Origin of the sequence: Streptomyces adustus, assembly GCF_009377175.1 — a bacterium.
Classification (GTDB): domain Bacteria; phylum Actinomycetota; class Actinomycetes; order Streptomycetales; family Streptomycetaceae; genus Streptomyces; species Streptomyces adustus.
This window is the reverse complement of sequence record NZ_VJZD01000018.1, coordinates 20627-46485: the sequence shown is the minus strand read 5'-3', so window position 1 is coordinate 46485 and position 25859 is coordinate 20627. Positions and strand designations below refer to the sequence as shown.

At 73.3% G+C, this 25859-nt stretch carries 18 protein-coding genes; 14 read left to right on the top strand and 4 right to left on the bottom strand.

All coding sequences use genetic code 11. The features are described 5' to 3' along the window. Window positions 1–186: 186 nt before the first annotated feature. From FNH09_RS06970 to FNH09_RS06940, 7 genes are all read left to right on the top strand, one after another. The gene (locus FNH09_RS06970) at window positions 187–408 is read left to right on the top strand and encodes an acyl carrier protein (protein ID WP_152885877.1); all 222 of its coding nucleotides are present in this window, start codon (window positions 187–189) and stop codon (window positions 406–408) included. Then, entirely contained in the window at window positions 405–1760 is a 1356-nt protein-coding gene (locus tag FNH09_RS06965; protein ID WP_162468210.1) for an FAD-dependent oxidoreductase, read from the top strand. Before FNH09_RS06970 ends, FNH09_RS06965 begins: the two co-directional genes overlap by 4 nt. Continuing rightward, window positions 1757–3487 (top strand): AMP-binding protein, encoded by a 1731-nt coding sequence (locus FNH09_RS06960; protein WP_152885876.1) that lies wholly within the window; start codon window positions 1757–1759, stop codon window positions 3485–3487. Before FNH09_RS06965 ends, FNH09_RS06960 begins: the two co-directional genes overlap by 4 nt. A 74-nt stretch (window positions 3488–3561) precedes the next feature. Beyond that, the gene (locus FNH09_RS06955) at window positions 3562–5568 is read left to right on the top strand and encodes an FAD/NAD(P)-binding protein (RefSeq protein ID WP_152885875.1); all 2007 of its coding nucleotides are present in this window, start codon (window positions 3562–3564) and stop codon (window positions 5566–5568) included. Window positions 5569–5570: 2 nt separating this feature from the next. After that, complete coding sequence (locus FNH09_RS06950; protein WP_152885874.1) at window positions 5571–7010, top strand: class-II fumarase/aspartase family protein; 1440 nt, start codon at window positions 5571–5573, stop codon at window positions 7008–7010. Between the two features lies 1 nt (window position 7011). Continuing rightward, a complete protein-coding gene (locus tag FNH09_RS06945; protein WP_152885873.1) occupies window positions 7012–8412 on the top strand; it encodes a KamA family radical SAM protein in 1401 nt (466 codons plus the stop codon). A gap of 2 nt (window positions 8413–8414) precedes the next feature. Continuing rightward, a complete protein-coding gene (locus FNH09_RS06940) occupies window positions 8415–9020 on the top strand; it encodes a TIGR03086 family metal-binding protein (protein WP_152885872.1) in 606 nt (201 codons plus the stop codon). A 5-nt stretch (window positions 9021–9025) separates the two neighbouring features. Here the strand turns inward: FNH09_RS06940 and paaI are convergent, their stop codons facing one another. After that, complete coding sequence (gene paaI, locus FNH09_RS06935; protein ID WP_202919608.1) at window positions 9026–9487, bottom strand: hydroxyphenylacetyl-CoA thioesterase PaaI; 462 nt, start codon at window positions 9485–9487, stop codon at window positions 9026–9028. 116 nt (window positions 9488–9603) lie between these two features. On the opposite strand from paaI, the gene FNH09_RS06930 reads away from it, so the two are divergent. The 4 genes from FNH09_RS06930 (at window position 9604) to FNH09_RS06915 (ending at window position 19950) form a co-directional block, all read left to right on the top strand. Beyond that, on the top strand, window positions 9604–9930 hold the full coding sequence (locus tag FNH09_RS06930; RefSeq protein WP_338017494.1) for an acyl carrier protein: 327 nt from the start codon (window positions 9604–9606) through the stop codon (window positions 9928–9930). Continuing rightward, the gene (locus FNH09_RS06925; protein ID WP_202919607.1) at window positions 9927–16394 is read left to right on the top strand and encodes an SDR family NAD(P)-dependent oxidoreductase; all 6468 of its coding nucleotides are present in this window, start codon (window positions 9927–9929) and stop codon (window positions 16392–16394) included. Before FNH09_RS06930 ends, FNH09_RS06925 begins: the two co-directional genes overlap by 4 nt. Before the next feature lie 16 nt (window positions 16395–16410). Continuing rightward, window positions 16411–18288: a beta-ketoacyl synthase N-terminal-like domain-containing protein gene (locus FNH09_RS06920; protein WP_152885869.1), complete on the top strand. Its 1878-nt coding sequence runs from the start codon at window positions 16411–16413 to the stop codon at window positions 18286–18288. A 90-nt stretch (window positions 18289–18378) separates the two neighbouring features. Continuing rightward, a complete protein-coding gene (locus FNH09_RS06915; RefSeq protein WP_152885868.1) occupies window positions 18379–19950 on the top strand; it encodes a fatty acid--CoA ligase in 1572 nt (523 codons plus the stop codon). A 103-nt stretch (window positions 19951–20053) separates the two neighbouring features. On the opposite strand, the gene FNH09_RS49740 is transcribed toward FNH09_RS06915, so the two are convergent. Further along, the gene (locus tag FNH09_RS49740; RefSeq protein ID WP_202919606.1) at window positions 20054–23116 is read right to left on the bottom strand and encodes an amidohydrolase family protein; all 3063 of its coding nucleotides are present in this window, start codon (window positions 23114–23116) and stop codon (window positions 20054–20056) included. Between the two features lie 270 nt (window positions 23117–23386). Between FNH09_RS49740 and FNH09_RS46620 the strand changes: the two genes are divergently transcribed. The 3 genes from FNH09_RS46620 to FNH09_RS46615 are packed head-to-tail and all read left to right on the top strand — an operon-like array spanning window position 23387 to window position 24015. Next, entirely contained in the window at window positions 23387–23527 is a 141-nt protein-coding gene (locus FNH09_RS46620; RefSeq protein WP_156110803.1) for a hypothetical protein, read from the top strand. Between the two features lie 6 nt (window positions 23528–23533). Further along, the gene (locus FNH09_RS06905; protein WP_152885866.1) at window positions 23534–23842 is read left to right on the top strand and encodes a hypothetical protein; all 309 of its coding nucleotides are present in this window, start codon (window positions 23534–23536) and stop codon (window positions 23840–23842) included. After that, window positions 23842–24015, top strand: coding sequence for a hypothetical protein (locus tag FNH09_RS46615; RefSeq protein WP_156110802.1), 174 nt, complete (start codon window positions 23842–23844; stop codon window positions 24013–24015). The genes FNH09_RS06905 and FNH09_RS46615 overlap by 1 nt, the downstream gene beginning before the upstream one ends. A gap of 45 nt (window positions 24016–24060) precedes the next feature. Here the strand turns inward: FNH09_RS46615 and FNH09_RS06900 are convergent, their stop codons facing one another. Then, the gene (locus FNH09_RS06900; protein ID WP_152885865.1) at window positions 24061–24822 is read right to left on the bottom strand and encodes an ABC transporter permease; all 762 of its coding nucleotides are present in this window, start codon (window positions 24820–24822) and stop codon (window positions 24061–24063) included. Next, on the bottom strand, window positions 24819–25793 hold the full coding sequence (locus FNH09_RS06895) for an ATP-binding cassette domain-containing protein (protein ID WP_162468209.1): 975 nt from the start codon (window positions 25791–25793) through the stop codon (window positions 24819–24821). The genes FNH09_RS06900 and FNH09_RS06895 overlap by 4 nt, the downstream gene beginning before the upstream one ends. Window positions 25794–25859 lie beyond the last annotated feature (66 nt).

The window sequence follows — 25859 nt, the reverse complement described above, 5'->3', positions numbered from 1 at the left end:
GGCCCGACGCACGTGCACGGCCCCGCGTACGGACACCGATCCACGTACGGACACCGATCCACGTACGGACACCGACCGGCAGCACGGCGCCCGTCGGCGCCGCCCCGGGGCACGGCCCCGGCCGCGCCCCGCACCACGACATCAACGGCTCCCGTGCATCAACGGCGACACAGAAGAGGACAGGCGATGAGCGCTGACGACATAGTCGAGATCTTCCGACGCGTGCTGGAGACGGACGACATCACCGCGGACTCCGACTTCTTCCTGCTGGGCGGGGACTCCCTGCTCGGCACCCGCGTCCTGAGCGCCGTCGCCCGGACGCGGGGCGTGGAGCTGTCATTCGAGGACCTCCTCGACGCACCCACCCCGGACGCGCTGGCCAAGAAGATCGCGGGCGTGACCCGGTGAAGGTCCTCGTCGTCGGCGCGGGCCTGGCCGGCCTGACCGCCGCCACCGACCTCGCGGCACGCGGCGTGGACGTCCAGGTGCTGGAGGCCCGCGACCGGGTCGGCGGCCGGATGCACGGCATCGAGGTGGCACAGGACGACTGGGCCGACGCGGGCGCCGCCTACCTGGGCGAGCGGCACACCGAACTGCTGGCGCTGATGGCCGAGACGGACCTGAAGGCCGTACCCACCGCCATGGAGGGCGCCAGCCGGTTCGCCCTCACCGCCCCGGACGCGACCGCCCCGGACGCGCGGAGCGTGCCGGGCCGCTTCCCGCCGCTGAGCGGGGTCGCGCTGGGCGAACTGTTCGACCTGCTGGACGAGGTGACGCGCACGGTACGCGTCGACGCGCCCTGGCTGACCCCGGACGCGGAACGGCTGGACTCGATCACGGCCGCGGAATGGGCCGAGGAGAACCTCCGTCACCCCGACGCCCGGCTGTTCTTCCCGCTGTTCCTGGGCGAGATGATGGCGGCCGCCCCGGCCGACGTCTCCGTCCTGCACATGGCGTTCTACCTGCGTTCCGGAGGCGGCCTGCGCTACCTCAACGCCTTCGCCGGCGGTGCCCAGGAGTCACGGATCGACGGCGGCGCGCACCGGCTGTGCGAGGTGCTGGCCGCCCGGCTCGGCGACCGCGTCCGGCTCGGCGAACCGGTGCTGGCCGTGGAGCAGGACGGCGACGGCGTCACGGTACGGACCGCGGGCGGCGCCCACCGGGGCGACGCCGTGATCGTCGCCGTACCGCCGGTCCTCGCCGACCGGATCGGCTTCCGGCCCGCCCTGCCCGAGCCGCGCTCCAGCGACCGCACGGCGCCCGGCTGCGCGGTGAAGGTGCACCTCATCCACCCCTCGCCGCTGTGGCGGGAGATGGGCCTTTCCGGCTGGTCGGTCAGCTCGGACGGACCGCTGCTGTCCACCGTCGACGACTCGCCGCCCGGCGGCGTGGGCGTCCTGACCGGCTTCGTCACCGGCGAGGAGGCCAAGCGGTACGCGGCCCTGCCCCTGGCCGAGCAGCGCGCCGCCGCCGTCGCGCAGGCCGCCCTGCTCTTCCCCGGGCTGCCCGAGCCGATCGGCTTCCACGTCACCAACTGGCTGGACGAGCCCTACAGCCGCGGTTGCTACGCGGCCCTGTTCGGTCCCGGCGACTGGATCGCACAGGGTCCCGGGCTGACCCGCCCGCACGGTCGCGTCCACTGGGCCGGCACCGAGACGAGCACCGAGTTCTTCGGGCTGATGGAAGGCGCCATCCGCTCCGGCCGGCGGGCTGCCGCCGAGGCCGCCCACGATCACCCCACCTCAGGGAGCGCACTGTGACCGACCTCAGCCCCATAGCCCCGCTGTCCGTGCGGCAGCAGTTCATGACCGACCCCACCCTGGGCGCGGGCAACTTCCTCCAGAAGGCGCTGGAGGCCAACCCCAATAACACCGTCGCGTACGCCTACAGCCACTCCACCGACCACCGGGGCCAGGTCGTCCTGCGCGGCCACAGCCTCGCCGACCTCGCCGCCCTGCGCGACCGGTACGCCCGCTGGTACCGGGCCAACGGCGTCAAGCCGGGCGAGCCGGTGGCGGTGTTCGTCGCCGAGGGTCTCGAACCGCTGCTGCACTTCCTGGCGCTGACCGCCCTCGGCGCGATCCCGGCAATGATCAACAACGCCATGCCGGAGCGCACCGCGGTCCGCTACATCGACCACGTCGGCGCGGTCGGCCTGGTCGCCGACGACCCGACCCGGCTGGTGGCGGCCTACCGTGCCGACGGCAACCGGCGCCGGCCGCGGTTCGTCGTACCGACCGCCGAGATCCGGGCGTACGACCCCGAGGACGGCGCGCTGCCGGACGTGTACCCCTACCGGCACGACGCCGACGAGGTGGTGGCGCTCATCCACTCCTCCGGCACGACCGGCACGCCGAAGTCGACGATGCTCGCCCACCGGCAGTTCTGGGAGGGCAAGCAGCCGCGCATGGAGCGGTTCCCGGCCCAGCCCGAGGACCGACTGATGTCCCTCATGCCGCACACCCACGCGGGCGGGCTCAGCTACTTCCTGACCGCCACCCTCCTCGGGCTGCCCACCGTCGTCATGGGCGACTGGCGCAGGCAGGCGGTGGAGCCGGTCATGGAGGCCTTCCGGCCGACCATGGTCGCCTCGTTCCCGCGCACCTTCGTCGAGCTGGCGACGGGTGAGCTGCCGGTCAAGGGCGCCGCCCGGGTGCACAGCTGGTTCAACACCGGCGACGGTGCCCACCACGGCCACATCAGGCGGCTGGTGCAGCTCGGCGAGCGCCCCGCGGGCCTGATCAAGCCGTGGCTGCTGCCCCGCGGCCACGACGGCGAAGAGCCCCTGCCCGGCTCGCAGTTCATCGACGGCCTCGGCTCGTCCGAGATGGGCATGGCGCTGTTCGGGCAGGTCACCACGCCGGAGTCGGAGCGCAACGACCGCTGTGTCGGCAAGCCCACCGAGGTCGTCACCGCGGCCGCGGTCCTGGACACCGAGGGCAACGAGGTGCCCGTCGGCACGGTCGGCCTGCTGGCCGTCAAGACGCCCTCGCGCACCCCCGGTTACTGGAACGACCCCGCCCTGACCCGCAGCTTCGAGCTCGACGGCTACTGGCTCACCGGCGATGTCGCCCGCAAGGACGAGGACGGCAACTTCTACCACCTCGACCGGACCGTGGACGTCATCGACACCGAGCAGGGTCCGGTCTACAGCCTCCCGATCGAGGAGGTGCTGCTCGCCGACTGCGCCGACGTGGTCCAGGACTGCGCCGTCGTCGGCGTGCCCGCGGCCGACGGCCGGGGACAGCGCCCGATCGCCGTGGTGCGGCTCCAGCCGGGGGTGACGGAGCCCTCCCCCGGCGAACTGCTCGCGCAGACCGGCAAGGCGCTCGCCGCGGCCGGACTGGAGCCGCTCGCCGCGGTGATCGTCGCGCACGACCTCGCCGACTACCCCACCGGTGTCACCGGCAAGGCCCTCAAGCGTGAGCTGCGGACCCGCTGGGCCACCCTCCTCACCGACCCGGGCTCCACGTCCACCGACGGCTGAGGTCCCGAGCCGCCACAGGCCCGGTCCCCATCCGTCTCCGAAGTCGTCCCATCGAGCGAAGGATGAACTCCCGCATGCTGGAGAGCGACGGCACCACCCTGTGTGTGATCGGGGCCGGGCCGCGAGGTCTGTCCGTCGTGGAGCGCGTCTGCGCCAACGCCGCGGTCACCGGACAGCGGACGGTGCTGCACCTCGTCGATCCGTACCTGCGGCTGGGCAGCCGGGTCTGGCGGGTGAACCAGCCTCCGATGCTGCTGATGAACACCGTCGCCTCGCAGGTGACGATGTTCACCGACGAGAGCGTGACCTGCGAGGGTCCCGTCTCGCGTGGCCCGAGCCTGTACGAGTGGGCGAAGCTGCTGGAGCGGCTGGAACCGTTCGTGCCCTACCCGCCGCACGTGTACGAGGAGGCCGCCCGGCTCGGCCCGGACTCCTACCCGACCCGGGCCCTGTACGGGCGCTATCTGGGCTGGGTGTTCGACCGGCTGGTGCGCACCGTCCCGGACCACATAGCGATCGAGCCGCACGGCACGCCCGCCGTCGCGGTCCGCGACGAGGCGGGCGGAACGCAGACGGTCACCCTGGCCAACGGTACCCGGCTGACCGACCTGGACGCCGTCGTGCTGGCGCTGGGCCATGTCGACATGCCGCTGACCGGGCCGGAGCAGGAACTGGACGCCTTCGCCGCGCGGCACGGCCTCGGCTACATCCCGCCCGGCAATCCGTCCGAGGCCCCGCTGGACCGGATCGCCCCGGGCGAACGGGTCGCCCTTCGGGGGATGGGGCTGAACTTCTTCGACCACATGGCGCTGCTCACCACCGGGCGCGGCGGCTCCTTCGTGCGTGAGCGGGGGACGCTGCGCTACCGGCCGTCCGGCGACGAACCCGTGCTGGTCGCCGGCTCCCGGCGGGGCGTGCCGTACCACGCCCGTGGCGAGAACCAGAAGGGAGCCACCGGGCGCCACCACCCGCTGTTCCTGACCGAGCAGGTCATCGCCCGGCTGCGGGCGCGGCGCGCGGCGGGCGAGCCGGTGGAGTTCGCCCGGGACGTGTGGCCGCTGGTCGACCTGGAGGTCCGGGCGGTCTACTACCACGCGCTGATCGCCCAGGAGCGCGGCCGGTACGACGCGGATGTCTTCCTCGGCGAGTACGTCGCGGCGGTCGGCGCGGACCCGGCCGGTTTCGCCGCCGTCGCCGCGGGGGCGGACGGCGGCGCGGCCGGGTCGCAGGCCGAGCTGCGGCTGCTGCGCGGGTTCGGTGTCGCCGACGCCTGGCACTGGGACTGGGAGCGCGTCTCCCGTCCTTACGGGGACCGGGAGTTCGCCGGTCCGGCGGACTTCCACGACTGGCTGCTGGGGCATCTGCGCGAGGACGTGCGGGAGGCGCACCGCGGCAACGTCCGGGGTCCGCTGAAGGCCGCCCTGGACGTGATGCGCGACCTGCGCAACGAGGTACGGCTCGTCGTCGACCACTCCGGCATCACCGGCGCCTCCTACCGCGACGACCTGGAGTCCTGGTACACGCCGCTCAACGCGTACGTCTCCATCGGGCCGCCGCTCGCCCGCATCGAGGAGATGGCCGCGCTGATCGAGGCCGGCGTGCTGCGCGTGGTCGGACCCGGTATGACGGTGAGCCCGTCCGCCGAGGGCAAGGCGTTCGTCGTGAGCTCGCCCCGGGTCCCCGGCTCCGAGCAGGAGGTGTCGACGCTCGTCGAGGCCCGGCTGCCGCAGGTCGACGTGCGCACGACGGAGGATCCGCTGCTGCGGGACCTCATGACGCAGGGAGCCGCGCGCGCCTACGCGATCGCCGGCCGCACCCGGGACGGCGACAGCCACCGTACGGGCGGGCTGGCGGTCACGCAGAAGCCGTACCGGCTGGTGGAGTGGTCCGGGACCGTGCATCCGCGCCGGTTCGCCTTCGGCATCCCCACCGAGTCGGTCCACTGGGCCACCGCGGCGGGCATCAGGCCCGGCTCGGACTCGGTCATCCTCGGCGACGCGGACGCCATCGCCCGGGCCTGCCTGGCGGCGGGCCCGGCGGTCCGCCTCGCCCGGCCCGTCGCCACCGTCGAAGGAGACTGACCATGGACCTGGAACACCTGTCCGGTGAGGACGCCCCCGGCCTCGACGCCGGTGTGCTGTCCCCGGTGTGGGCGGGCCACGGGGAGTCGCTGTCCGACGAGGCGTGGGTGGCGGCCATGCTCGACGTAGAAGTGGCGCTCGCCCGGGCCCAGGCGCGGCTCGGGGTGGTGCCCGAGCAAGCCGTCGGCGCGATCGAGGCCGTCGTACGGTCCCGGCCCGTCGAGGTGACCCGGCTCGCCCGCCGGGCCCGGGCCTCGGCCAATCCCGTCGTCGAACTCGTCCGTACCCTCATGGAGGCCGTCGCCGCCCAGGACCCGCGGGCCGCCGAGTTCGTGCACCGGGGCGGCACGAGCCAGGACATCCTCGACTCCGCGGCCATGCTGCTCGCGGCCCGGACCCTGACCCGGATCGACGCCGACCTCGGCCGGACCGCCGACGCGCTGGCGCGGCTGGCCGCAGGGCACGCCGCGACGCCCATGGCCGGCCGTACCCTCACCCAGCACGCGGTGCCGGTCACCTTCGGGCTGAAGGCGGCCGGCTGGCTCACCCTGGTGCTGGACGCGAGCGACCGGGTCCGCCGGGTGCGGGCTTCGCTGCCCGCCCAGCTCGGCGGCGCCGCCGGGACTCTCGCCGCCTACCGGGAGTACGCCCGGCTGGCCGGTGCCGACCCGGCGGGTCACGCGGCCGCGCTGACCGCAGCGTTCGCCGAGGAGCTGGGCCTGCGCGCGCCCGAGGCGCCCTGGCACACCGTGCGCACTCCGCTGGCCGACCTCGGCTGGGCCGTGGTCGCCGTCACCGGCGGCCTCGGCAAGTTCGCGACCGACGTCCTGGGGATGGCCCGCACCGAGGTGGACGAGGTGGCGGAGCCGGGCGCCGAGGGCAGCGGGGCGTCCTCCGCGATGCCGCAGAAGCGCAACCCCGTGCTCGCCACGATGATCGTGTCCGCGACCCGGCAGGCCCCCGCCCAGGCCCTGGTCCTCGGGCAGAGTCTGCTGGCCGAGGACGAACGCTCCCCGGGCGGCTGGCAGTCGGAGTGGCAGCCGCTGCGCGAGGCGCTGCGACTGGCCACGGGCGCCGCGCACACCGCGGCCCGACTCGCCGAGGGGCTCGACGTCTTCCCCGACCACATGCTCCGCAATCTGCGCCTGACCGGCGGCGCGGTCGTCTCCGAGCGGCTCAACGCGGTCCTGGCGCCGCTGCTCGGCAAGGCCGCCGCGAAACGGCTGCTGGCCGATGTCGCCCGTGAGGCCGTCACCACCCGCCGCTCCTTCGAGGAGGTGCTGGCGGCCTCACCCGACCTGGCCTCCGCCTCCGAACTCCCGGACGGCACGAAGCTCGCCGACCTGCTCGACCCCGCCAACTACCTAGGGGCGGCCGAGGAGTTGGTGGAGCGCGTGCTCCACCGCCATCGCAGCCGGCCCACATCGAACGCTGAGGACTGAGATGGAAGCCCTGAGGGACACGGCGCCGGGCACACTGGAGGCCCAGCAGCCGTACGAGTACGAGCGTCCACTCCTCGTGGAGCCCGACTGGCAACGGCTGCCCGGCTGGCGCGACATCACCCCGCAGCAGTGGCGCGACGCCCAGTGGCAGCGTGCCCACTGTGTGAAGACCCCCCGGCAACTGCGCGCCGTGATGGGCCCGTTGCTCCAGGACCGCTTCTACGAGGACCTGGAGGACGACCGCCGTCGCTTCGCCACGATGTCCATGCTGCTGACGCCGCAGATGCTCAACACCATGGCGCCGCACGGGCCGACCGAGCCGGTGGCGTTCACCGAGACCTTCCTCGCCGACCCGGTGCGCCGCTACATGCTGCCGGTGGCGAGCGACCGCGACCCCGAGTGGCCCAGCCATCCCTACGCCGAGCGCGACTCGCTGCACGAGTCCGAGATGTGGGTGGTGGAGGGCCTGACCCACCGCTATCCGACCAAGGTCCTCGCCGAGCTGGTCTCCACCTGCCCCCAGTACTGCGGCCACTGCACCCGCATGGATCTGGTGGGCGGTTCCACCCCGCAGGTGGACAAGCTCAAGCTCACCCTGGCGCCGGCCGACCGCCAGGACCAGATCATCGACTACCTCAAGCGCACGCCCGGGGTGCGCGACGTCGTCGTCTCGGGCGGGGACGTGGCCAACGTCCCCTGGCCGCGCCTGGAGTCGTTCCTGATGCGGCTGCTGGACCTGGAGAGCGTCCGGGACATCCGGCTGGCCACGAAGGCGCTGGCCGGGCTGCCCCAGCACTGGCTCCAGCGGCAGGTGATCGAGGGCCTGGAGCGGGTGGCGCGCACCGCCGCCCGGCGGTCGGTCAACCTCGCCGTGCACACCCACGTCAACCATGTCCAGTCGGTCACCCCGCTGGTGGCCGAGGCCGCCCGGACGGCCCTGGACGTCGGCGTCCGGGACATCCGCAACCAGGGCGTGCTGATGCGCGGCGTCAACACCACGCCCAAGGCGCTGCTCGACCTGAGCATGGCCCTCCAGGGCGAGGCGAACATCCTGCCCTACTACTTCTACATGTGCGACATGATCCCCAACGCCGAGCACTGGCGGGTCGCGGTGTGGGAGGCGCAGGACCTCCAGCACCGCATCATGGGCTACCTGCCGGGCTACGCCACCCCGCGGATCGTCTGCGACGTGCCCTACGTCGGCAAGCGCTGGGTGCACCAGCTCGCCGACTACGACCGCGAGTTGGGTATCTCCCACTGGACCAAGAACTACCGCACCGGGATCGAGCTCGACGACCCGGACGCGCTCACGCGCCGCTACCCGTTCTACGACCCGATCTCCACGCTGGGCGAGTCGGGGCGGCGCTGGTGGCGCGAGAACGGACACAGGAAAGAAGGCTGACGATGACCATCCAGGAGAGCATCCGTGACCTCGACCGCCGCGCGGTGCTGCGCAGCGCGGAGATCGTCGCGGAGGTACGGGGCGACCAGTGGGACGCCCCCACGCCCTGCGCGGGCTGGACGCTGCGCCGGCTGCTGGACCATATGACTGCGCAGCACCTGGGGTTCGCCGCGGCCGCCGGGGGCGAGACCTCCGACGCGTCGGTGTGGGAGGAGAAGCCGCTGGCGGACCCGGGGCGCGCCTACGCCGAGGCCGTCGACGCGGTGCTGACCGCGTTCGCCGCCGACGGTGTGTCGGAGCAGGAGTTCTGGCTGCCGGAGATCCACCCGAAGATGCGCTTCCCCGGCGCCCGCGCCATCGGCTTCCACTTCCTCGACTACGTGGTGCACGGCTGGGACGTGGCCGCGTCCCTCGGGATCCCGGCGGCGTACGACGCCGACCTCCTCGACGCCGCGGCGGAGGTGGCCCGCACCGAGGTGCCCGAGGGGCCCTCGCGGGAGCGCCCGGGTGCGGCGTTCCGGCCGGCGCTCGCCCTGAGCGGGCGGGAGAGCGCCGAGGACCGGCTGCTGCTGGTCCTCGGCCGTGACCCGCAGTGGTCGCCGAAGTGACCTGCTCAGTCCGTCTGCCGGACCGGTCGGCCCAGCATGTGGCTCTGGCCCCGGAACTCCGCTATGACCGTGCCGTCCGACCGGCGCACGGTGGCGTCGTACACACCGCTGCGGCCGAACCGGCTGCGCTCGACCGCCTCGGCGGTCAGCTCGTCGCCGGGCTCGGCCGGCCGCAGGAAGGTGACCTGGGCGCCCTGCGCCACGGTCGCCGGGCCGTGGGTGTTGCAGGCGAAGGCGAAGGCCGCGTCGGCCAGCAGGAACAGGAAGCCCCCGTGGGCCGTTCCGTGGCCGTTGACCATGGTCTCGGCGACCCGCATCCGCACGGTCGCCCGGCCCGGCCCGGCATCCTTCAGGGCGATGCCCAGCAACGCGCACGTCCGGTCGGTGGCGTACAGCTCCTCGGCCCGCTGCCGCGCGGCGCGTTCCGCGTCGACCGTGCGCGTTCCGGTGGTTTCCGTCCCCGTCATCGAATTCCCCTTGTCTTTCGGCGTCGAGGAGCAGCATGACATCGTCCGGACCATGGCTCCAGAAATTGAGTGAAATCCCGCCGTCCGAGCGCAGGGCGTTACTCGAGTCGCTCGTCGTGCCGGAGTTCAAGCGTGAACTGATGATGGACGAGACGGATGCGCTTCCCTACGACCAGAGCTATTTCGAACTCGGTCTGAACTCGTTGGGTGCCACGGACGTCAGACAGCGTCTGGAAAGGGCGATCGGCCGTCCGATCGACTCCGCCCATCTCTTCAACCATCCGACGGTGGGACACCTGGTCGACTTTCTCGTCGCCGAGGTCGTCCCCGAGTACTTCGTGTCGGCCACGGCCGCGGGGCCGGTCGCCCAGACCGCCCCCGAGCAGGCAGGACCGTCCACGAAGGACCTGGTAGACGACATGCTCAAGGAGCTGTACCGGTGACCGAGAACCGCACTGACAACCTGGTCAAAGAGCTGCTCCTGGAGAAGTACGAGCCCATAGCCGTCATCGGAATGGGTCTTCGTTTACCGGGTGGCAGCGAAACCCTCGACCAGTTCTCCGAGTTCCTTCGCGAAGGCCGCTCGGGAACGGGACCCGTACCGCCGGATCGATGGGACCTGGCCGCTCTTCAGGCCGCCGAGGAATCGGCCGGAAAACGCCCCCTCGCGGCCGGCGGGGGTTTTGTCTCCGGCTTTGACGAATTCGACCCCAAGTTCTTCAACATTTCCCCGAAGGAAGCCGAGTTCATCGATCCGCAGCACCGCTGGGCGCTGGAGTCGGCATGGCGTGCGCTGGAGTCCGCGCACCTCGACCCCGACACCCTGCGCGGCGGGAACGGCGGGGTGTACCTCGGCGTCGGGCAGATGGACTTCGCGATCGAGGTCGAGGCGCTGGACCTCGCGGAGCTCGACGCGCACGTCGCCGCCGGCACGGCGCACAGCGCGGCGGCCGGGCGGCTGTCGTACTTCCTGGGGTGGCGCGGCCCGTGCATGAGCGTCGACACGGCCTGTTCGTCGTCACTGGTGGCGCTGCACCTGGCGGTGCAGGGGCTGCGCCGCCGCGAGTGCGACGTCGCCCTGGCGGGCGGTGTGAACGTCAACCACCACCCGCGCAACCACGTCGTCTACTCGCGCGCCAACATGCTGTCGCCGGACGGCAGGTGCAAGACCTTCGACGACTCGGCCGACGGCTACGCGCGCAGCGAGGGCTCCGGCATGCTCGTCCTGAAGCGTCTGACGGACGCCCGCCGCGACGGCGACACCGTGCTGGCGCTGGTCCGCGGCTCCGCGGTCCGGCAGGACGGCGAGAGCGGCGGCCTGACCGTCCCCAACGGCACGGCGCAGATCGCGCTGATGCGGGCCGCGCTGGAGAGCGCGGCGCTCGGCCCCGAGGACATCCAGTACGTGGAGGCCCACGGCACCGGCACCTCCCTCGGCGACCCCATCGAAATGGGCTCCATCAACAGCGTGTTCGCCGATTCGCGTGAGCAGGACTCCCCGCTGGTCGTCGGCTCGGTGAAGACGAACATCGGTCACATGGAGGCCGCGGCGGGCGTCGGCGGTGTCGCCAAGGTGGTGTGCCAGCTCCAGGAGGGGGCGATCTACCCGCACATCAACTTCGAGACGCCCTCCCGTCACATCCCGTGGGACCGCTACCGGGTGACCGTGCCGACCGGCGGGCCGCGCCCCTGGGAGGCGCGGGGCCCCCGGCGCGCCCTGGTCAACTCCTTCGGCTTCGCGGGCACGATCGCCTCGGTCGTCCTTGAGCAGGCGCCGCCCGCGCCCGAGCGGCCCGCCGCACCGGCCGACGGCCGGGACGTCTTCACCCTCTCCGCCAAGGACCGCCCCGCGCTGCGGGCGCAGGCCGAGAGCCACCGCGCGTTCCTCGCGGCCCACCCGGACGTCGCCGTGGCGGACCTGTGCTACAGCACGAACGTCGGCCGTACCCACCTCGGCGCCCGGCTCGCGGCCCCGGTCTCCTCGCGCGAGGACCTGGACGGGCTGCTCGCCCGCTACCTGGAGCGCGGCGACGAGGACACGGCCACGGACGGCGGGTTCCGGGACGCGCAGGTGGCGTTCCTGTTCACCGGCCAGGGCTCGCAGTACATCGGCATGGGGCGCACGCTGTACGACCGCTACCCGGTCTTCCGCGACCACCTCGACGAGTGCGACCGGCTCTTCGCCGACCGGCTCGGCCGCTCGGTCAAGGAGATCATGTTCGGTCGGGCGCCGGACAGCGCGGAGGCGATCGACCAGACCCTCTACACCCAGCCCGCGCTGTTCAGCCTGGAGTACGCGACCGCACGGCTGTGGATGTCCTGGGGTGTGCGGCCCACGGTGCTGCTCGGCCACAGCGTCGGCGAGATCACCGCGGCCGCCCTCGCGGGCCTGTTCACGCTCCAGGACGCGGTCGGGCTGGTCGCCGTACGGGCCCGGCTGATGCAGTCGGTGCGGACCCCCGGCGGCATGACCGCCGTGCTCGCCCCGGCCGAGGAGGTGGCACCGCTGCTGGAGGGCTACACCGACGTCAGCTTCGGCGCGGTCAACTCCCCGCGGCAGTGCGTCGTCTCCGGCGGCCGGGACTCCCTCGCCGCGATCGCCGGGAAGCTGGCGGAGCGGGGCGTGCGCACCAAGGACCTGCCGGTCTCGCACGCCTTCCACTCCCCGCTGATGACGGAGGTCTTCGACGCCTTCCGGGAGGCGATCGCCGACATCGACTTCCACGAGCCGCGGCTGAGCTTCGTGTCCAACCTCTCCGGGCAGGTCGCCGGCCTCGACCAGGTCGGCACCCCGGACTACTGGGTGCGGCACATCGCCGAACCCGTCGACTTCGCCGCCGGGATGAGCTGTGTGCAGGCCCGTGGGCGGCACGTCTTCGTCGAGGTCGGGCCCTCCGCGGCGCTCACCGGCATGGGCCGGCAGACCGGCGACCCGGCCGCGCACCTGTGGCTGACCAGCGCCGCCCGCTCCGACACCGGTGCCGACCCGATCCGCACCGCACTCGCCCAGGCCTACGAGGCGGGTCTGGACGTCTCCTGGGCCGGCTACCACCAGGAGCGGCCCGGCCGCCTCGTACCGCTGCCTGGCTATGTGTTCGCCAAGAAGCGCTACCGCCTGCCCGGAGCGCGGCCCCGCACGGCCCTGGCCGCCCCCGGCACGGGCCCGGCGCACCACCCGCTGCTGGGCCTGGAGGTGTCCACCGCCGACCAGCGCGCCGCCGGGGAGCGCGAGTTCGCCACGCGTCTGGACCCGGGCGCCCCGGCGTACCTGGCCGACCACGTCGTCATGGACCAGGTCGTCTTCCCGGGAGCCGGCTACGTCGAGATGGTCCTCGCCCTCCAGGACGCGGTGCACGGCGAGACCGCCCGGCCCGTCCGGGACGTACGCATCCTGGAGCCGCTGTTCCTCAAGGAGGGCGAGCCGGTCGAGGTCCGCGTCCGGCTGCGCACCGAACCCGGCGGGGACCCGGCCGGCGGCCCGGCCGCGGTCGAGATCGCCAGCCGTGTCGACGGCCGCGACGGCGTCATCGAGCGCGTCCACGCCACCGCGACCCTGGGCGCCGCGCCCGAGGGCCGCCCCGGCGCGACGCCGGACACCGTGCTCCAGCGGCTGCGCGCCGCGGTCGAGCAGCCCGGCACCCGCCAGGTGCGGCACCGGGGCGAGGACCTGTACGAGCGCTACGCGGACCTCGGTCTGCCCTACGGACCCGAGTTCCGGCGTGTCCTCGGCGTCGACCGCTTCCCGGACGGCTTCGCGGTCGGTGAGCTGCGCGGCCTGGACACCCCGGCCCCCGAGCAGCTGCGCGCCTCGCTGCTGGACTGCGCGATGCAGACCCTCGGCGCGGCCGTGGACCTCGACGGCACGTATCTGCCCGTCGGCTTCGACCGCGTCGAACTCCTCAAGCGGCCCAAGGCGGACCTGCGCGTCCTCATCCAGGTGACGCTCGACGAGACGGCGGGCGAACTCACCGCCGACATCGCGGCCCTGGAGGGCAACCGTCCGGTCCTCGTCGTCGAGGGGGTACGGCTCAAGCGCGTCGCGGGCGCGGCCGCCGACCCCGACGCGCGGATGCTGCTGCGGCCCCGCTGGCTCAAGCGCTCCCTGCCTCCGGCCGGCCCCGCCGCGCAGGGCCGCGAGGTCCTGGCCGTCCACCACGATCCGGCCGCGCTCGCCGCGACGGCGCGGCGGCTGGCCGAGGCGGGTGTGCGTCTGCTGCACGCCCCGGACGCGGCCGGCGCGCTGCGGCTGCTCGACGAGCACCCCGCGGTCACCGACCTGTGCTGGTTCTGGACCCCGGAGCCCGGCGCGGACGGGGAGAAACGGCTGCGCGCCGAGACCGAGCGCAACTACCGCGACCTGCTCACCCTGACCGACGCCGCAGAGCGTCTCGGCACCGGCCGTGACCTGCGCATGGTGCTGGTGACCGAGCGGGCGCAGTGGCTGCCGGGCGACCGCACCGACACCCTGGACTCGGACCCCCTGGCCGCCGCGTCGCTGTGGGGCTTCGGGGCCGTACTCCTCAACGAGTACCCGGCGCTGCGCACCACCCTGCTCGACCTGACCGGCACGGACCCGCAGCCGCTGGTCGACGAACTGCTGGCCGGTGACGGCGCGGGCGGCGACTTCCAGCTCGCCTACCGGGACGGCATCCGCCACGTCAAACGCCTGCTGCCCGCCGCCGCGGAGGACACCGACGGCAACTTCGAACTGTCCGTCACCGAGTACGGGCAGTTCTCCGCGGTCCGCCCGGTACCGGTCGAGGACCGGGAGCCGGCCGGGGACGAGGTCACCGTCCAGGTCCACGCCGCGGGCCTGAACTTCAAGGACGTCCTCAACGCCCTCGGGATGCTGCGCCAGTACGCCCTCGACAACGGGCTGCCGCACGAGCCGCTGCCGCTCGGCTTCGAGGCCGCGGGCACGGTCGTCGCGGCCGGGCCCGACGCCGGGTTCCGGCCCGGCGACGAGGTCGTGCTCAGCCGGATCGGCTGCATGCGGCGCCGGGTCACGGTGCCGTCCACCGTCGTGGTGCGCAAGCCCACGAGCCTCACCTTCACCGAGGCGGCCGGACTGCCCGCCGCGTACGTCACCGCGTACCACGCCCTGCACCACCTCGCCGGGATCAAGGCCGGTGACCGGGTGCTGATCCACGCCGCCGCGGGCGGTGTCGGACAGGCGGCCGTGCAGCTCGCCCGGCTCGCGGGCGCCGAGGTGTACGCCACCGCGAGCCCCCGCAAGTGGCCGCTGCTGCGCTCCCAGGGCGTGCGCCACATCATGAACTCGCGCACCCTCGACTTCGCCGACGAGGTGCTCGAAGCCACCGGCGGCGAGGGCGTCGACATCGTGCTCAACAGCCTCAACAAGGACTACATCCCGGCCGGACTGCGCGCTCTCGGGCACGGCGGCAGGTTCGTCGAGCTCGGCAAGATCGGCATCTGGTCGGCCGAGGAGATGCGGGCCGAACGGCCCGACGTCGAAAGCCACAACTTCGACCTCAGCGAGCTGCCGCCGCACGAGCTCGACCGGCTCAACAGCGACATCCTGCGCACGGTGGCCGGGCACGTCGAGGCCGGCCGGCTCGGCGCGCTGCCGACCGTCGGGTACGCGCTCGACGAGCTGGAGGAGGCGTTCGGGACGCTCAGCCGGGGTGCCAACGTCGGCAAGGTCGTCATCGCCTTCCGCGACGAGCACGAACGGCCGGCCGCACCCGTCCGCCTCAGCCCCGACGAGACCTATCTGATCACCGGCGGTCTCGGCGCGCTCGGCCTGGCCACCGCCCGCAAGCTGGTGGAGCAGGGCGCCCGCCGCCTCGCGCTCGTCAGCCGACGGGAGACGACGCTGCCCGAGCTGCTCGACCTCTCCGCCGAACTCGGCGACGACACCGAGGTCAGCGTCCATCACGGCGACATCGCCGACCCCGCCGACGTCGAGCGGATCTTCGCCGCCCTCGCCGACGGGCCCGCCCCGCTGGGCGGCGTGGTGCACGCGGCGGGCGTCCTCGCCGACGCACCGCTGACCGGCCAGACCTGGGACAGCATGGAGAGCGTCCTGCGGGCCAAGGTGTACGGGACCTGGCTGCTGCACCGGGCGGCCGCGGCCGTGCCGTCGGTGCGCTTCTTCGTCGGCTACTCCTCGATCGCCTCGGTGCTGGGCGCCGCCGGCCAGGCCAACTACGCGGCGGGCAACGCCTACATGGACGTCCTGCTCCAGGGGCGGGCCGCCGCCGGGCTGCCGGGCCTGAGCGTCAACTGGGGTCCGTGGGCCGAGATCGGCATGGCGGCCTCGCTCAACGCCCAGCAGATCAAGGGCATCGAGGACCGGGGACTGAAGTTCGTCAGGCCCCGCGCCGCGCTGCGCGCCCTGTTCACCGCGCTCGCCCGGCCGCACGCCCAGACGGTCGTCGGCACCTTCGACTGGGACGCCTACACCGCCCTCCAGCCGTTCACCAACGCGCTGTTCAAGGATCTGCTGTCCGGTGACGGCAGGACCCGTGCGCCCGAGATCGACCTGGACGCCGTACTGTCCCGGCCGAAGCCGGAGCGCGAGGCGGCGCTGCGGGAACTGCTGCGCGCCAAGGTCGCGGAGGTGCTGCGGTACGACAGCGCGCAGGACGTCGACCCCGACACCCCGTTCGTGAGTCTCGGCCTGGACTCGCTGGCCTCGGTCGAGTTGAAGAACGCGCTGGAGGCGGTGTTCCGCATCCCGTTGCCCGCCTCCACGCTCTTCGACCACCCGGCCGTACGGCCGCTGGCCGCGTTCGTCGACGGCCGGCTCGTGCCGGACACGCCGGACACGGCCGATCCCGCGGACACGGCGGGCGAGCAGACGCCCGGCGACACCGACGTACGGGACCTGTCCGAGGCCGAGGCGGACGAGGAACTGGCCGCCCTGCGCGAGAGCATGCTGTAGGGCGGTGCGAGGGAACGTGACGAGCAACGACGTGACCAACGAGAACGTGACGGGCAACAACGCGACCGGCTACATCGACTATCTGGAATCGCTGTCCAAGAAGCAGCTCATGGTGATGCTCGCCCGGCAGCGCCAGGAGCAGTCCCAGAAGATCGCCGTCGTCGGCATGGGCTGCCGGCTCCCCGGCGGCACGGACGACGCCCGGTCCCTGTGGACCGCCCTGCGCGAGGGGCACGTCCTCGCCACCGAGACCGCCGGTGTGCCGACCGACAGCCTCGGCCGGCCGCGCTGGCACCTCGGCGCACCCGACCTGGCGCCGCTGGCCGGCCGGCTGCGCCAGGGCGCGTACCTGGACGACGTGGACCTGTTCGACGCCGCGTACTTCGGCATCCCCGAGCAGGAGGCGCTGCACATGGACCCGCAGCAGCGGCTGCTGCTGGAGGTCACCGTGCAGGCCCTCGCGGACGCGGGCCTGTCCCGGGAGCGGCTGCGCCGCTCGGTCGTCGGCGTCTTCGCGGGCGCCGGACCGGTGGAGTACCCGTACGCCTGGCTGCGCGGCGGGCTCCCGGACGGCGGGCTGTCCCCGCACATGAGCACCGGCAGTTCCCCCAGCGCCTTCTCCGGCCGGATCGCCCTGGCGCTGGGGGTGGCCGGTCCGGCGATCACCGTGGACACGGCCTCCTCGTCCATGCTGACCGCGGTGCACCTGGCCGCGCAGGCGCTGCGGCGGCGGGAGTGCGACATCGCGCTGGTGGGCACCGCCAACCTGCTGCTGTCGCCGTTCAGCACCGGCATCCTCGACCGGGCCGGGATGCTGTCGCCGAGCGGCCGCAGCCGGCCCTTCACCCGCCGGGCCGACGGGCACGCGCGCGGCGAGGGATGCAGTGTCGTCGTCCTCGAACGGCACGCCGACGCCGTCGCCGCGGGCCGCCTGCCGTACGCGCTGGTGCGGGGCAGCGCGGTGCACGCGCAGGGCGACCGGCCGAGCATGTCCGTCGCCTCGGCCCGCGGCCAGCGGGCGGTGATCGAACGCGCGCTGCGCGACGCCGGGGTGGCACCCGCCGACGTGCAGTACGTCGAGGCGCAGGCGAACGGCTCCCGGCTGGGCGGCCAGATCGAGGCCGAGTCGATAGCCGAGGCGTACGGGCGGCTCTCCCCCGACGCGCCGCCGCTGCACATCGGGTCGGTCAAGGCGAACATCGGCTACCTGGAGACCGCCTCGGGCGGCCCCGGGCTGATGAAGACCGCGCTCGCCCTCGCGCACGCCGAACTGCCGCCCCAGCCGGGCGAGGACGACCTCGACCCGGACATCCCCTGGCGGCGCACCGGGCTGCGGGTCGCCGCCAAGCCCCTGGCCTGGCCCGCGCCGGGCGTCCGGCGGGCCGGGGTGAGCGGCTTCGGCTTCTGCGGCACCAACGCCCACGTCGTCCTGGAGAGTGCTCCCGAGCGCGCCGCCGGGGAACCGGACCTGCCCGGGCCGTGGCTGCTGCTGCTCTCCGGGCACAACGCGCCGACCCTCGCGGGCACGGCCCGGCGGCTGCACGAGCGGCTGCGCGAGAGCACGGACTGGAGTCCGGCCGCGGTCTGCCGCACCCTCGCCGAGGCACGGGACCATCTGGCGGTGCGGTACGCGTCGGTGGTGCACGACCGGGCCGGTCTGCTGGCGGAACTGGCCCGGGCCGCGGACGGCGCCCCGGCCGGCGCCCCGGCACCCGCGGACGGGTCGGAGCGCACCCTGCTGCTGTCCCGGCTCGCCCGGCGTCACCTCGCCGGGGACCCGCCCGACCTCACCGCGCTGTGGCCCGAGGACGGCCCGCGGCCGCCGCTGCTGCGGCTGCCCGGACCCGCACTGACCGGCCGCCGCTTCTGGCCCGACCACCACAACTGGACCTGACCGGACGACAGTTCGCACGCGACCACCACACCCGGCCGGACCGGCCGACCACCACAACCGGACCTGACCGTCCACGGATTGGACGCCCCTATGCACTATCCGAATCTCCGGACCGCCGTGGACACCGTGGCGTTCCACGCGGCGCGGCAGCCGCGGCAGGTGGCCCTGGTGTGCGAGGGCCGGGAGGTCACCTACGAGCGGCTGCACCACGACAGCAACCGCACGGCCCGTGCCCTCGCCGCCGCCGGGATCGGCCGGGGCTCGCGCGTCGCTTACCTCGGCAAGGAGTCCGAGCACTACTACGAGATCTTCTTCGCCTGCGCCAAGACCGGCGCCGTCCTCGTCCCGGTCAACTGGCGGCTCACACCGGGCGAGGTCGACCACATCCTGGGCGACTCCGAGGCCGAACTGATCTTCGCGGAGCGCGAGTTCACCGAGGTGGCCGAGCGGTCCCGGGACCGGCTGCCGTCCCGGCCCGAGGTGGTGGGCATGGACGGCTGCCGGGGCGGCGGCGTCGGCTTCCGGGAGTGGCGGGCGGAGTTCCCTCCGGACGACCTCGCGGTCGACGCGGCCCCCGAGGACCCGGTGGTGCAGCTCTACACCAGCGGCACCACCGGGCTGCCGAAGGGGGTCGTCCTCCCCCACCGCAGCTTCTTCGCCATCCGTGACCTGCTGGCCGAGCACGGCCTCGACTGGATCGACTGGCACCCGCAGGACGTCAGCCTCATCAGCATCCCCGGCTTCCACGTCGCCGGTATCTGGTGGGCCATGCAGGGCTTCAACGCCGGTGTGAAGAGCGTGTCCCTGCGGATGTTCTCGGCGCACGACGCGGTACGGCTGATCCGCGAGCTCGGTGTCACCACGACCCTGGCCGTACCCGCGATGCTCCAGATGATGCTGAGCGAACCCGGCGTCGGCCCGGCGGACTTCGCCTCCCTGCGCAAGGTCACCTACGGCGGCTCCCCCATCTCCGAGACGCTGCTGCTCCAGTGCATCGAGACCCTGCGCTGCGATCTGGCGCAGCTGTACGGGCTCACCGAGAGCGGCAACACCGCCCTGTGCCTGCCGCCCGCGGACCATGTGCCGGGCAACCCCAGGCTGCGCGCGGCGGGTCGGCCCTACCCGGGTGTGGAGGTCGCGGTGACCGGCGACGACGGCCGGGTCCTGGCGGCGGGCGAGGTCGGGGAGATCCGGCTGCGCACGCCTGCGGTGATGCTGGAGTACTGGGGGCTGAAGGAGGCGACCGCCGAGACCCTCGTGGACGGCTGGCTGCGCACCGGCGACGCCGGCTACCTCGACGAGGACGGCTACGTCCACATCCGTGACCGCATCAAGGACACCGTCATCGTGGCCGGCGAGAACGTCTACCCGGCCGAGGTGGAGAACGCCCTGTGCGGCCATCCGGCGGTGGCCGAGGCGGCGGTGATCGGGGTACCGGACGAACGCTGGGGCGAGGCCGTGCGCGCTTTCATCGTCCTGCGCCCCGGAACAACGGTGAAACCGCGGGAACTGAAACTCTTCCTCCAGGATCGCATAGCCGATTTCAAGTCCCCGAGCGGCTACGAATTCATCGAGCGGATTCCCCGTAATCCGAGCGGGAAAATCCTCCGCAGGGAATTGCGCGAGCGTTTCTGGGCGGGCCGGGAACGTCAGGTCAACTGATCCGGCCCGGGCCGGAGGACAACAGGCCGTCTTTGTCCGTCCGGGCGGGAAGAACCCGCCCGGACGCTTTTGCCTGCCCTACGCCGGCGAGGTATGCCCGCCGCTAACGGCAGCACCCTTGGTGGCGCCACTCGGCCTCGTGCCAGTAGTGGTCGGTGTCGTGGCGGGCGGAGGGTGCCGCGGTCCGTACGCGATGGGGGTGCGCGGTGCGCTCGGCGGCCGCCGCGGGCCCGCGGAACGGCTCCAGCAGCTCCGGTACGGTGTGCAGCCGGCCTCCGGACATGACCTGCCGTACGGCTGCCGCGGCGGCGATGTCGTGCAGCGGATCGCCCTCGACGAACGCCAGGTCGGCGAGGTGACCGGGGGCGACGGCGCCGAGGCGGTCGGCCAGTCCCAGGCAGCGGGCAGCGTTCCCGGTCGCGGTGGTGAGCGCCTCCCAGGGCGCGAACCCGTACTTGACCAGGGCCCGCAGGTTCTGGTGGATGCTGATGCCGATGTCGTCCAGCGCCGCGTCCGTGCCCGCCACGACCAGCCCGCCGGCGCGGTGCACCCGCAGCAGCATGTCACAGTCGCCGACCGTCCAGGCGTGGTCGAGCTCGGCGTCCGGGCCCGACGCGGCGCTGTCGGCCTTCTGCCGCAGCCGCTCGTACTCCCAGTCCGGGAACAGGGTCCGGGTGCGTTCGTCGTCGACCAGCGACCGGTCGTCGGCGAACAGTTCCGTCGCGAACAGGGTGGTGGTGGAGATCCACATTCCGCTCGCGGCGAGCAGGTCCACGGAGTCCTGGAAGGTGCGGCCGGCGGCGAAGCTGAGCGTGCGCGAGTAGCCGAGCCGGTTGCCGCCGCCGGTGTGCTCCATCCCGTCGAGGCCGGTGGCGGCCGCCGGGTAGAGGTAGTGCGAGGTGACCGGCACTCCGGCCGCGTGGCCGCGCTCCACCACCTCGCGTTCGAGGTCGAGCGGCAGCCGGATGTACGACTTCAGCAGGTCGTAGCGGAGCGCGAGGGCCCGCCGCAGGTCGCGGTCGAGCTGGGCGCGGGTGAAGACCGGACGCATCACGCGGTGCCGGCCGCGGGTCCCCTCGAACCCCTCTCCGGAGCCGAAGTAGCGCGGCCCCACCCGGGTGCCCGCCGCCAGTGCCTCCCGGTTCTCCACCATCTGGTACGCGGGGTCGCCCGGGGTCCGGCTGGTGGTCACGCCGTACGCCAGCCAGGCCCGCCCCTGCCGGTCGCCCCACTGGGGGCCGTGCCAGTGCCAGTGGTTGTGTGTGTCGATCAGTCCGGGCAGGACCGTCAGCCCGGTCGCGTCGACGGTCCGCCCGCCCCGGGCGGCACCGCGCCGCACGACCTCGGCGACGCGGCCGTCCTCGACGACGACGTCCACGTCGTGGCGCAGCTCGGCGCCGGTGCCGTCCCACAGGGCCCCGGCCCGTACGACGGTCCGCCCGGCGGGTGCGGGGCGGCGGGTCCAGGTCAGCCGCGTGGGGACGGTGCGGGTGCCGGAGCCGTCGAGGCCGAGGGCGCGCAGCCGCCCGTCGGACAGGTAGAGCAGGGTGGTGCCGCGGGCGTCGAGGGACAGGGAGTCGGTGGTCTCGTCGGTGAGCTGCTCGGGTCCGCCGGTGATCCGCCCGTCGGCGTCCACCGGGACCCGCCAGGCGAGGCTCTCCATGCCGACGATCAGATGCCTGCCGTCCGGCGTCCACAGCGGGCCGTCGCCGCTGCGGGTGGACAGGGAGCGCCCCGGCGCCGGGGCCTGGTAGCGCACCTCGTGGGTGTCCAGGTCGACGGTGAGGATCTGGTTGTGTCCGTTGCTGCTGCGGCGGGAGTACGGGGCGACCGCGGCCAGCGCGATCAGTCTGCCGTCCGGCGACCAGGCGGGGGGACCGGGCTGGTAGAGCTCGCCCACGACCTTGGTCACCGAGCCGTCGGCGAGGGTCAGCACCCAGGTGGCGCCGCCCTCGTCCTGGTACGCGATCCGGGTACCGTCGGGCGACCAGCGCGGCGAGAGCTGGGCGTTCGGCAGGTCGGTGAGCCGCTCTCGGGCACCGGTGGCGAGGTCGTGGCGCCAGAGGTTCGCGGTGCCGGCGCGGTCGCTCGCGTAGACCAGGGAACACCCGTCGGGCGAGAAGTCGGGGCAGGCGTTCCAGTAGCCGTCGCCGACGATCCGCCGGGGCCGTTCGCCTTCGCGCAGCAGCCACAGCGCGTTGAGCGCCCGGAAGGCGACGGTGTGTCCGTCGGGCGACAGCGCGGGGTCGGCGATGCCGAGGACGTCCTGCGGGCGGGCCGAGGTGAGGTCGGGGCCGCGGCGGCGGTAGGGGGCCGGTCGCGCGAGGCTCACTCCGGCGCTGAACGGGATGTCCGTCCGCGCGCCGTCGAGCGTGCGGCGGCGGATGTGTCCGTCGGCGGTGTAGAGGAGTTCGTCGGCGCCGATCCAGCAGGGCGCCAGCGGGAAGACGTCCTCCCCGTCGGTCAGTGCCCGGTCGTCCAGCATGAGCCGGGCGCGCGCGCCGGTGACCTGCACATGGGCCAGGCGGCGGCCGTCGGGGCCGAACGAGGGCGCGTACAGGGCCGCGTCCGCGGGCCCGGTCAGTAAGGTCTCCACCGTCCCCGAGTCGACGCCGACGGCCTCGACCGCCGCGCCGTCGGCGATGTAGGCCACCCGGCTTCCGTCGGGTGACCAGGTGGGCATGGCGACGTTGCGGTCGCCCCGGGTCAGCGGGCGCGTCTCGCCGGTGCGCGTGTCCAGCACCCAGATGCGCCCCGCGTTGCCGCGGTCGGAGGCGAAGGCCACCAGTCGCCCGTCCGGGGAGAACTTCGGCTCCTGGTCGTACCCCGGCCCGTCGGTCAGCCGGCGCAGCCCCGAGCCGTCGGCACCGATCCGCCACAGGTCGTACGCCCCCTCGCGGAACGACTGGAACACCAGGCTCTGCCCGTCGGGCGCCCAGTGCGGCTGGGTGGCGTCCTGGCCGTCCTCGGTGAGCCGGCGGGCCGTCCCGCCGGTCGCCGGCAGCAGCCAGATCGCGTTGAGCGCGTCGAGGGCGATGGTGCGGCCGTCGGGCGCGAGGGAGACGGCGAGATTGGCGCTCTCGCGGGCGACGACGTGCGGGACGGACGCCTCTTCGGCGTCGGCCGCTGCGGCCGGATCTGCTTTTCCGGCGACCGGTATGAACACCCCGAGACCCGCTGCACCTCCGGTTCTCAGCACCGCACGCCGTGAAATCCGTCCGGTTGTCTCCTGGTGCGAGGAATTCGGCTTCGAGTCGTTCGATGTCACGGAGTTCCCCCTGTCGTGATTCGGCGCCAGAACTTTATCCCGGGGAACTGCGACCGAGGGGGGAATATCTCGAACCCATGAACGGTCCGGCGTTCTCGGCATGACCGGAAATCGAATGGCGGGGTGAAGGACCGGCCACTGCCGGATCCCGGTGCCACGATCGGCTTCATGACCCGACTCACCTTGGCGGGACCGGCGTCGGCGATCGCCGTGGTCGTCCACGTGGCGCTGGGCATCGCGTGGTCCCTGCGTGCCTTCGGCGACCGCAGGACGGCGGCACGTCTCGCCTCGCTGGGCATCGACCCGTAGCCCGCCGTGGCCACGGCGGGCCGCCCGGAGGACGTCGACGAGGCCGCGGCCGCCGCGCTGAACACGTCCGGCACGGCACACGTCGACCGCGACGGGTTCGTCACCGTCACCGGTGCTCCGATCGAGGACCGCCCCCGGCCGGAGCACTCGCTCCCCGCCGCTCTCCTGGACGCCCTCGACCGGTACGGCGGCAGCGCGCCCCTGCGCAGACTTGTCGACGACCCCGACCTGAGCCGGGTCCGGACGGCCTGTCTGCGCGGCCGGGACGCCGAGGTGCCCGGCCGGTCCAGCCGCCGCAAGGACCGCCTGGAGTGATGTGCATACCCACGGCCTGGTTCGTGCTCAGATTCCGGCCCGGCCGCCGCGACCCCTTCCGTGAACACTGCGCCCGGCTGCCGCGGCCTCCCGCACCGGCGGTGCTCGACGCCGGTCGGCGCGACCGGCTGCGCAGGAGCGTCTGCCACGAGGAGGAGCGGAGACGGGGCTGAGCCGTCGGGAGAACATGGACACCCCGGACGCGTTCTGGAGCCGCGTCAGTCGCGCGGGCGGGCGAAGCGGGTCACGGCCAGGGGGAGGAACACCGCGAGCAGCGCCAGCGGCCACAGGACGGCCGCCCATACGTGTCCGGACTCGCCGCCCGGTCCGCCGGACAGGTCGCGCACCGCCGTCGTGGTCTGGGACAGCGGGTTCCACTGGACGAAGATGCCGAGCCAGTCGGGCATGGAGTCCGGGCCGGCGAAGGCGTTGGACAGGAAACCGACCGGCCAGACGAGGATCTGCACCGCCTGCACCATCTCGGGCTTGCCGGCCACCAGGGCCAGGTGGATGCCGATCCAGAGCATCGCGAACCGGAACAGGAGCAGCAGGGCGGCCGCGGCGAGGAGGCCTTGCGGGCCGCCGTGGGGCCGCCAGCCGAGGGCGTAGCCGACGCCGCCCAGCAACATCAGGCTGAGTGCCGACTGGAGCATGTCGGCGGCCGAACGGCCGACCAGGACCGCTCCGTCGGCCATCGGCAACGACCGGAAGCGGTCGATGACGCCCTTGTTCAGGTCCTGGGTGACGGCGATCATCGTGCCTTCCAGGCCGAAGGCCATGGTGAGCGCGAGCATTCCGGGGACCAGGTAGTCGACGTACGCGCCTTCCACGCCCCGCCCACCGCCGACGAGGTAGCCGAACATCAGCAGCAGCATCACGGGGAAGGCCACGTCGACGACGACGGTGGCCGGCTGCCGGGCCCAGCGGGCCAGCTCGCGGCGGGTCATCGTCCAGGAGTCGCCGAGTACGTAGGCGGTCATGCCGTGGCCTCTTCCTTCAGGTGCTGCGCGGTGTCGGTGAGGTGGAGGAACACCTCGTCGAGCGTGGGTCGGCGCACGGTGATGTCCTCCGCCTCGATGCCCGCTTCCCCAAGGGCCGCCACGACGGCGGAGAGAGCCGCCATCCGGTCGGTGACCGGAGCGCTGAGCAGCCGCCGGTGGGGGTCGACGCTCACTCCGGACAGGGGCAGCCGGGCGACGGCGGCGTCCAGTCGGCTCGCGTCGCGGAGCACCACGTCGATGCGGTCGCCGCCGGTCGCCGCCTTCAGCTCGTCGGCGGTGCCGTCGGCGACGACCCGGCCGGCGTCGACGACCGAGACGCGGTCGGCGAGCTGATCGGCCTCCTCCAGGTACTGGGTGGTCAGCAGGACCGTGGTACCGCCGCCGACCAGGCACCGGACGGCGCCCCACACCTCGGCGCGACCGCGGGGGTCGAGGCCGGTGGTGGGCTCGTCCAGGAAGAGCACTTCCGGCTCGGTGATCAGGGACGCGGCGAGGTCCAGGCGGCGACGCATACCGCCGCTGTAAGCCTTGACCGGCTTGTGGCCCGCCTGGGCGAGTTCGAAGCGCGCCAGGAGTTCGTCGGCGCGCGCCCTGGCCCGGCGCGCGCCGAGGTGATGCAGCCGGCCGAACATCTCCAGGTTCTGCCGGCCGCCGAGGTCCTCGTCGAGGGCCGCGTGCTGGCCGAGCAGGCCGATGTCGCGCCGAACGGCACCGGGCTCGGTGACGACGTCGTGACCGGCCACTTCGACCCGGCCCGCGTCGGGGCGCAGCAGGGTGGACAGGATGCGCACCAGGGTGGTCTTGCCCGCCCCGTTCGGACCCAGCAGCGCGTGCACCGAGGCGCGCGCAACCGTCAGGTCGAGTCCGTCGAGGGCGTTCTTCGCGGCGCCGGTTCGGCGACCGCCGTATCGCTTGCGCAGTCCTTCGATGACGATCGCCGTTTCGGCCACCAGGGCTCCCCACTAATCAAACTTGACTACTCGAAGGCGGCCGAAGGTAACTCGGATCGCATCTCT

Bases quoted from the DNA above. Each gene is read 5' to 3' on its own strand.
- FNH09_RS06950 (WP_152885874.1), top strand. From the start codon at position 5,571: ATGGACCTGGAACACCTGTCCGGTGAGGACGCCCCCGGCCTCGACGCC.
- FNH09_RS06900 (WP_152885865.1), bottom strand. From the start codon at position 24,822: ATGACCGCCTACGTACTCGGCGACTCCTGGACGATGACCCGCCGCGAG.
- FNH09_RS46615 (WP_156110802.1), top strand. From the start codon at position 23,842: ATGTGCATACCCACGGCCTGGTTCGTGCTCAGATTCCGGCCCGGCCGC.
- paaI (WP_202919608.1), bottom strand. From the start codon at position 9,487: ATGACGGGGACGGAAACCACCGGAACGCGCACGGTCGACGCGGAACGC.
- FNH09_RS06945 (WP_152885873.1), top strand. From the start codon at position 7,012: ATGGAAGCCCTGAGGGACACGGCGCCGGGCACACTGGAGGCCCAGCAG.
- FNH09_RS06915 (WP_152885868.1), top strand. From the start codon at position 18,379: ATGCACTATCCGAATCTCCGGACCGCCGTGGACACCGTGGCGTTCCAC.
- FNH09_RS46620 (WP_156110803.1), top strand. From the start codon at position 23,387: ATGACCCGACTCACCTTGGCGGGACCGGCGTCGGCGATCGCCGTGGTC.
- FNH09_RS06970 (WP_152885877.1), top strand. From the start codon at position 187: ATGAGCGCTGACGACATAGTCGAGATCTTCCGACGCGTGCTGGAGACG.
- FNH09_RS06955 (WP_152885875.1), top strand. From the start codon at position 3,562: ATGCTGGAGAGCGACGGCACCACCCTGTGTGTGATCGGGGCCGGGCCG.
- FNH09_RS06940 (WP_152885872.1), top strand. From the start codon at position 8,415: ATGACCATCCAGGAGAGCATCCGTGACCTCGACCGCCGCGCGGTGCTG.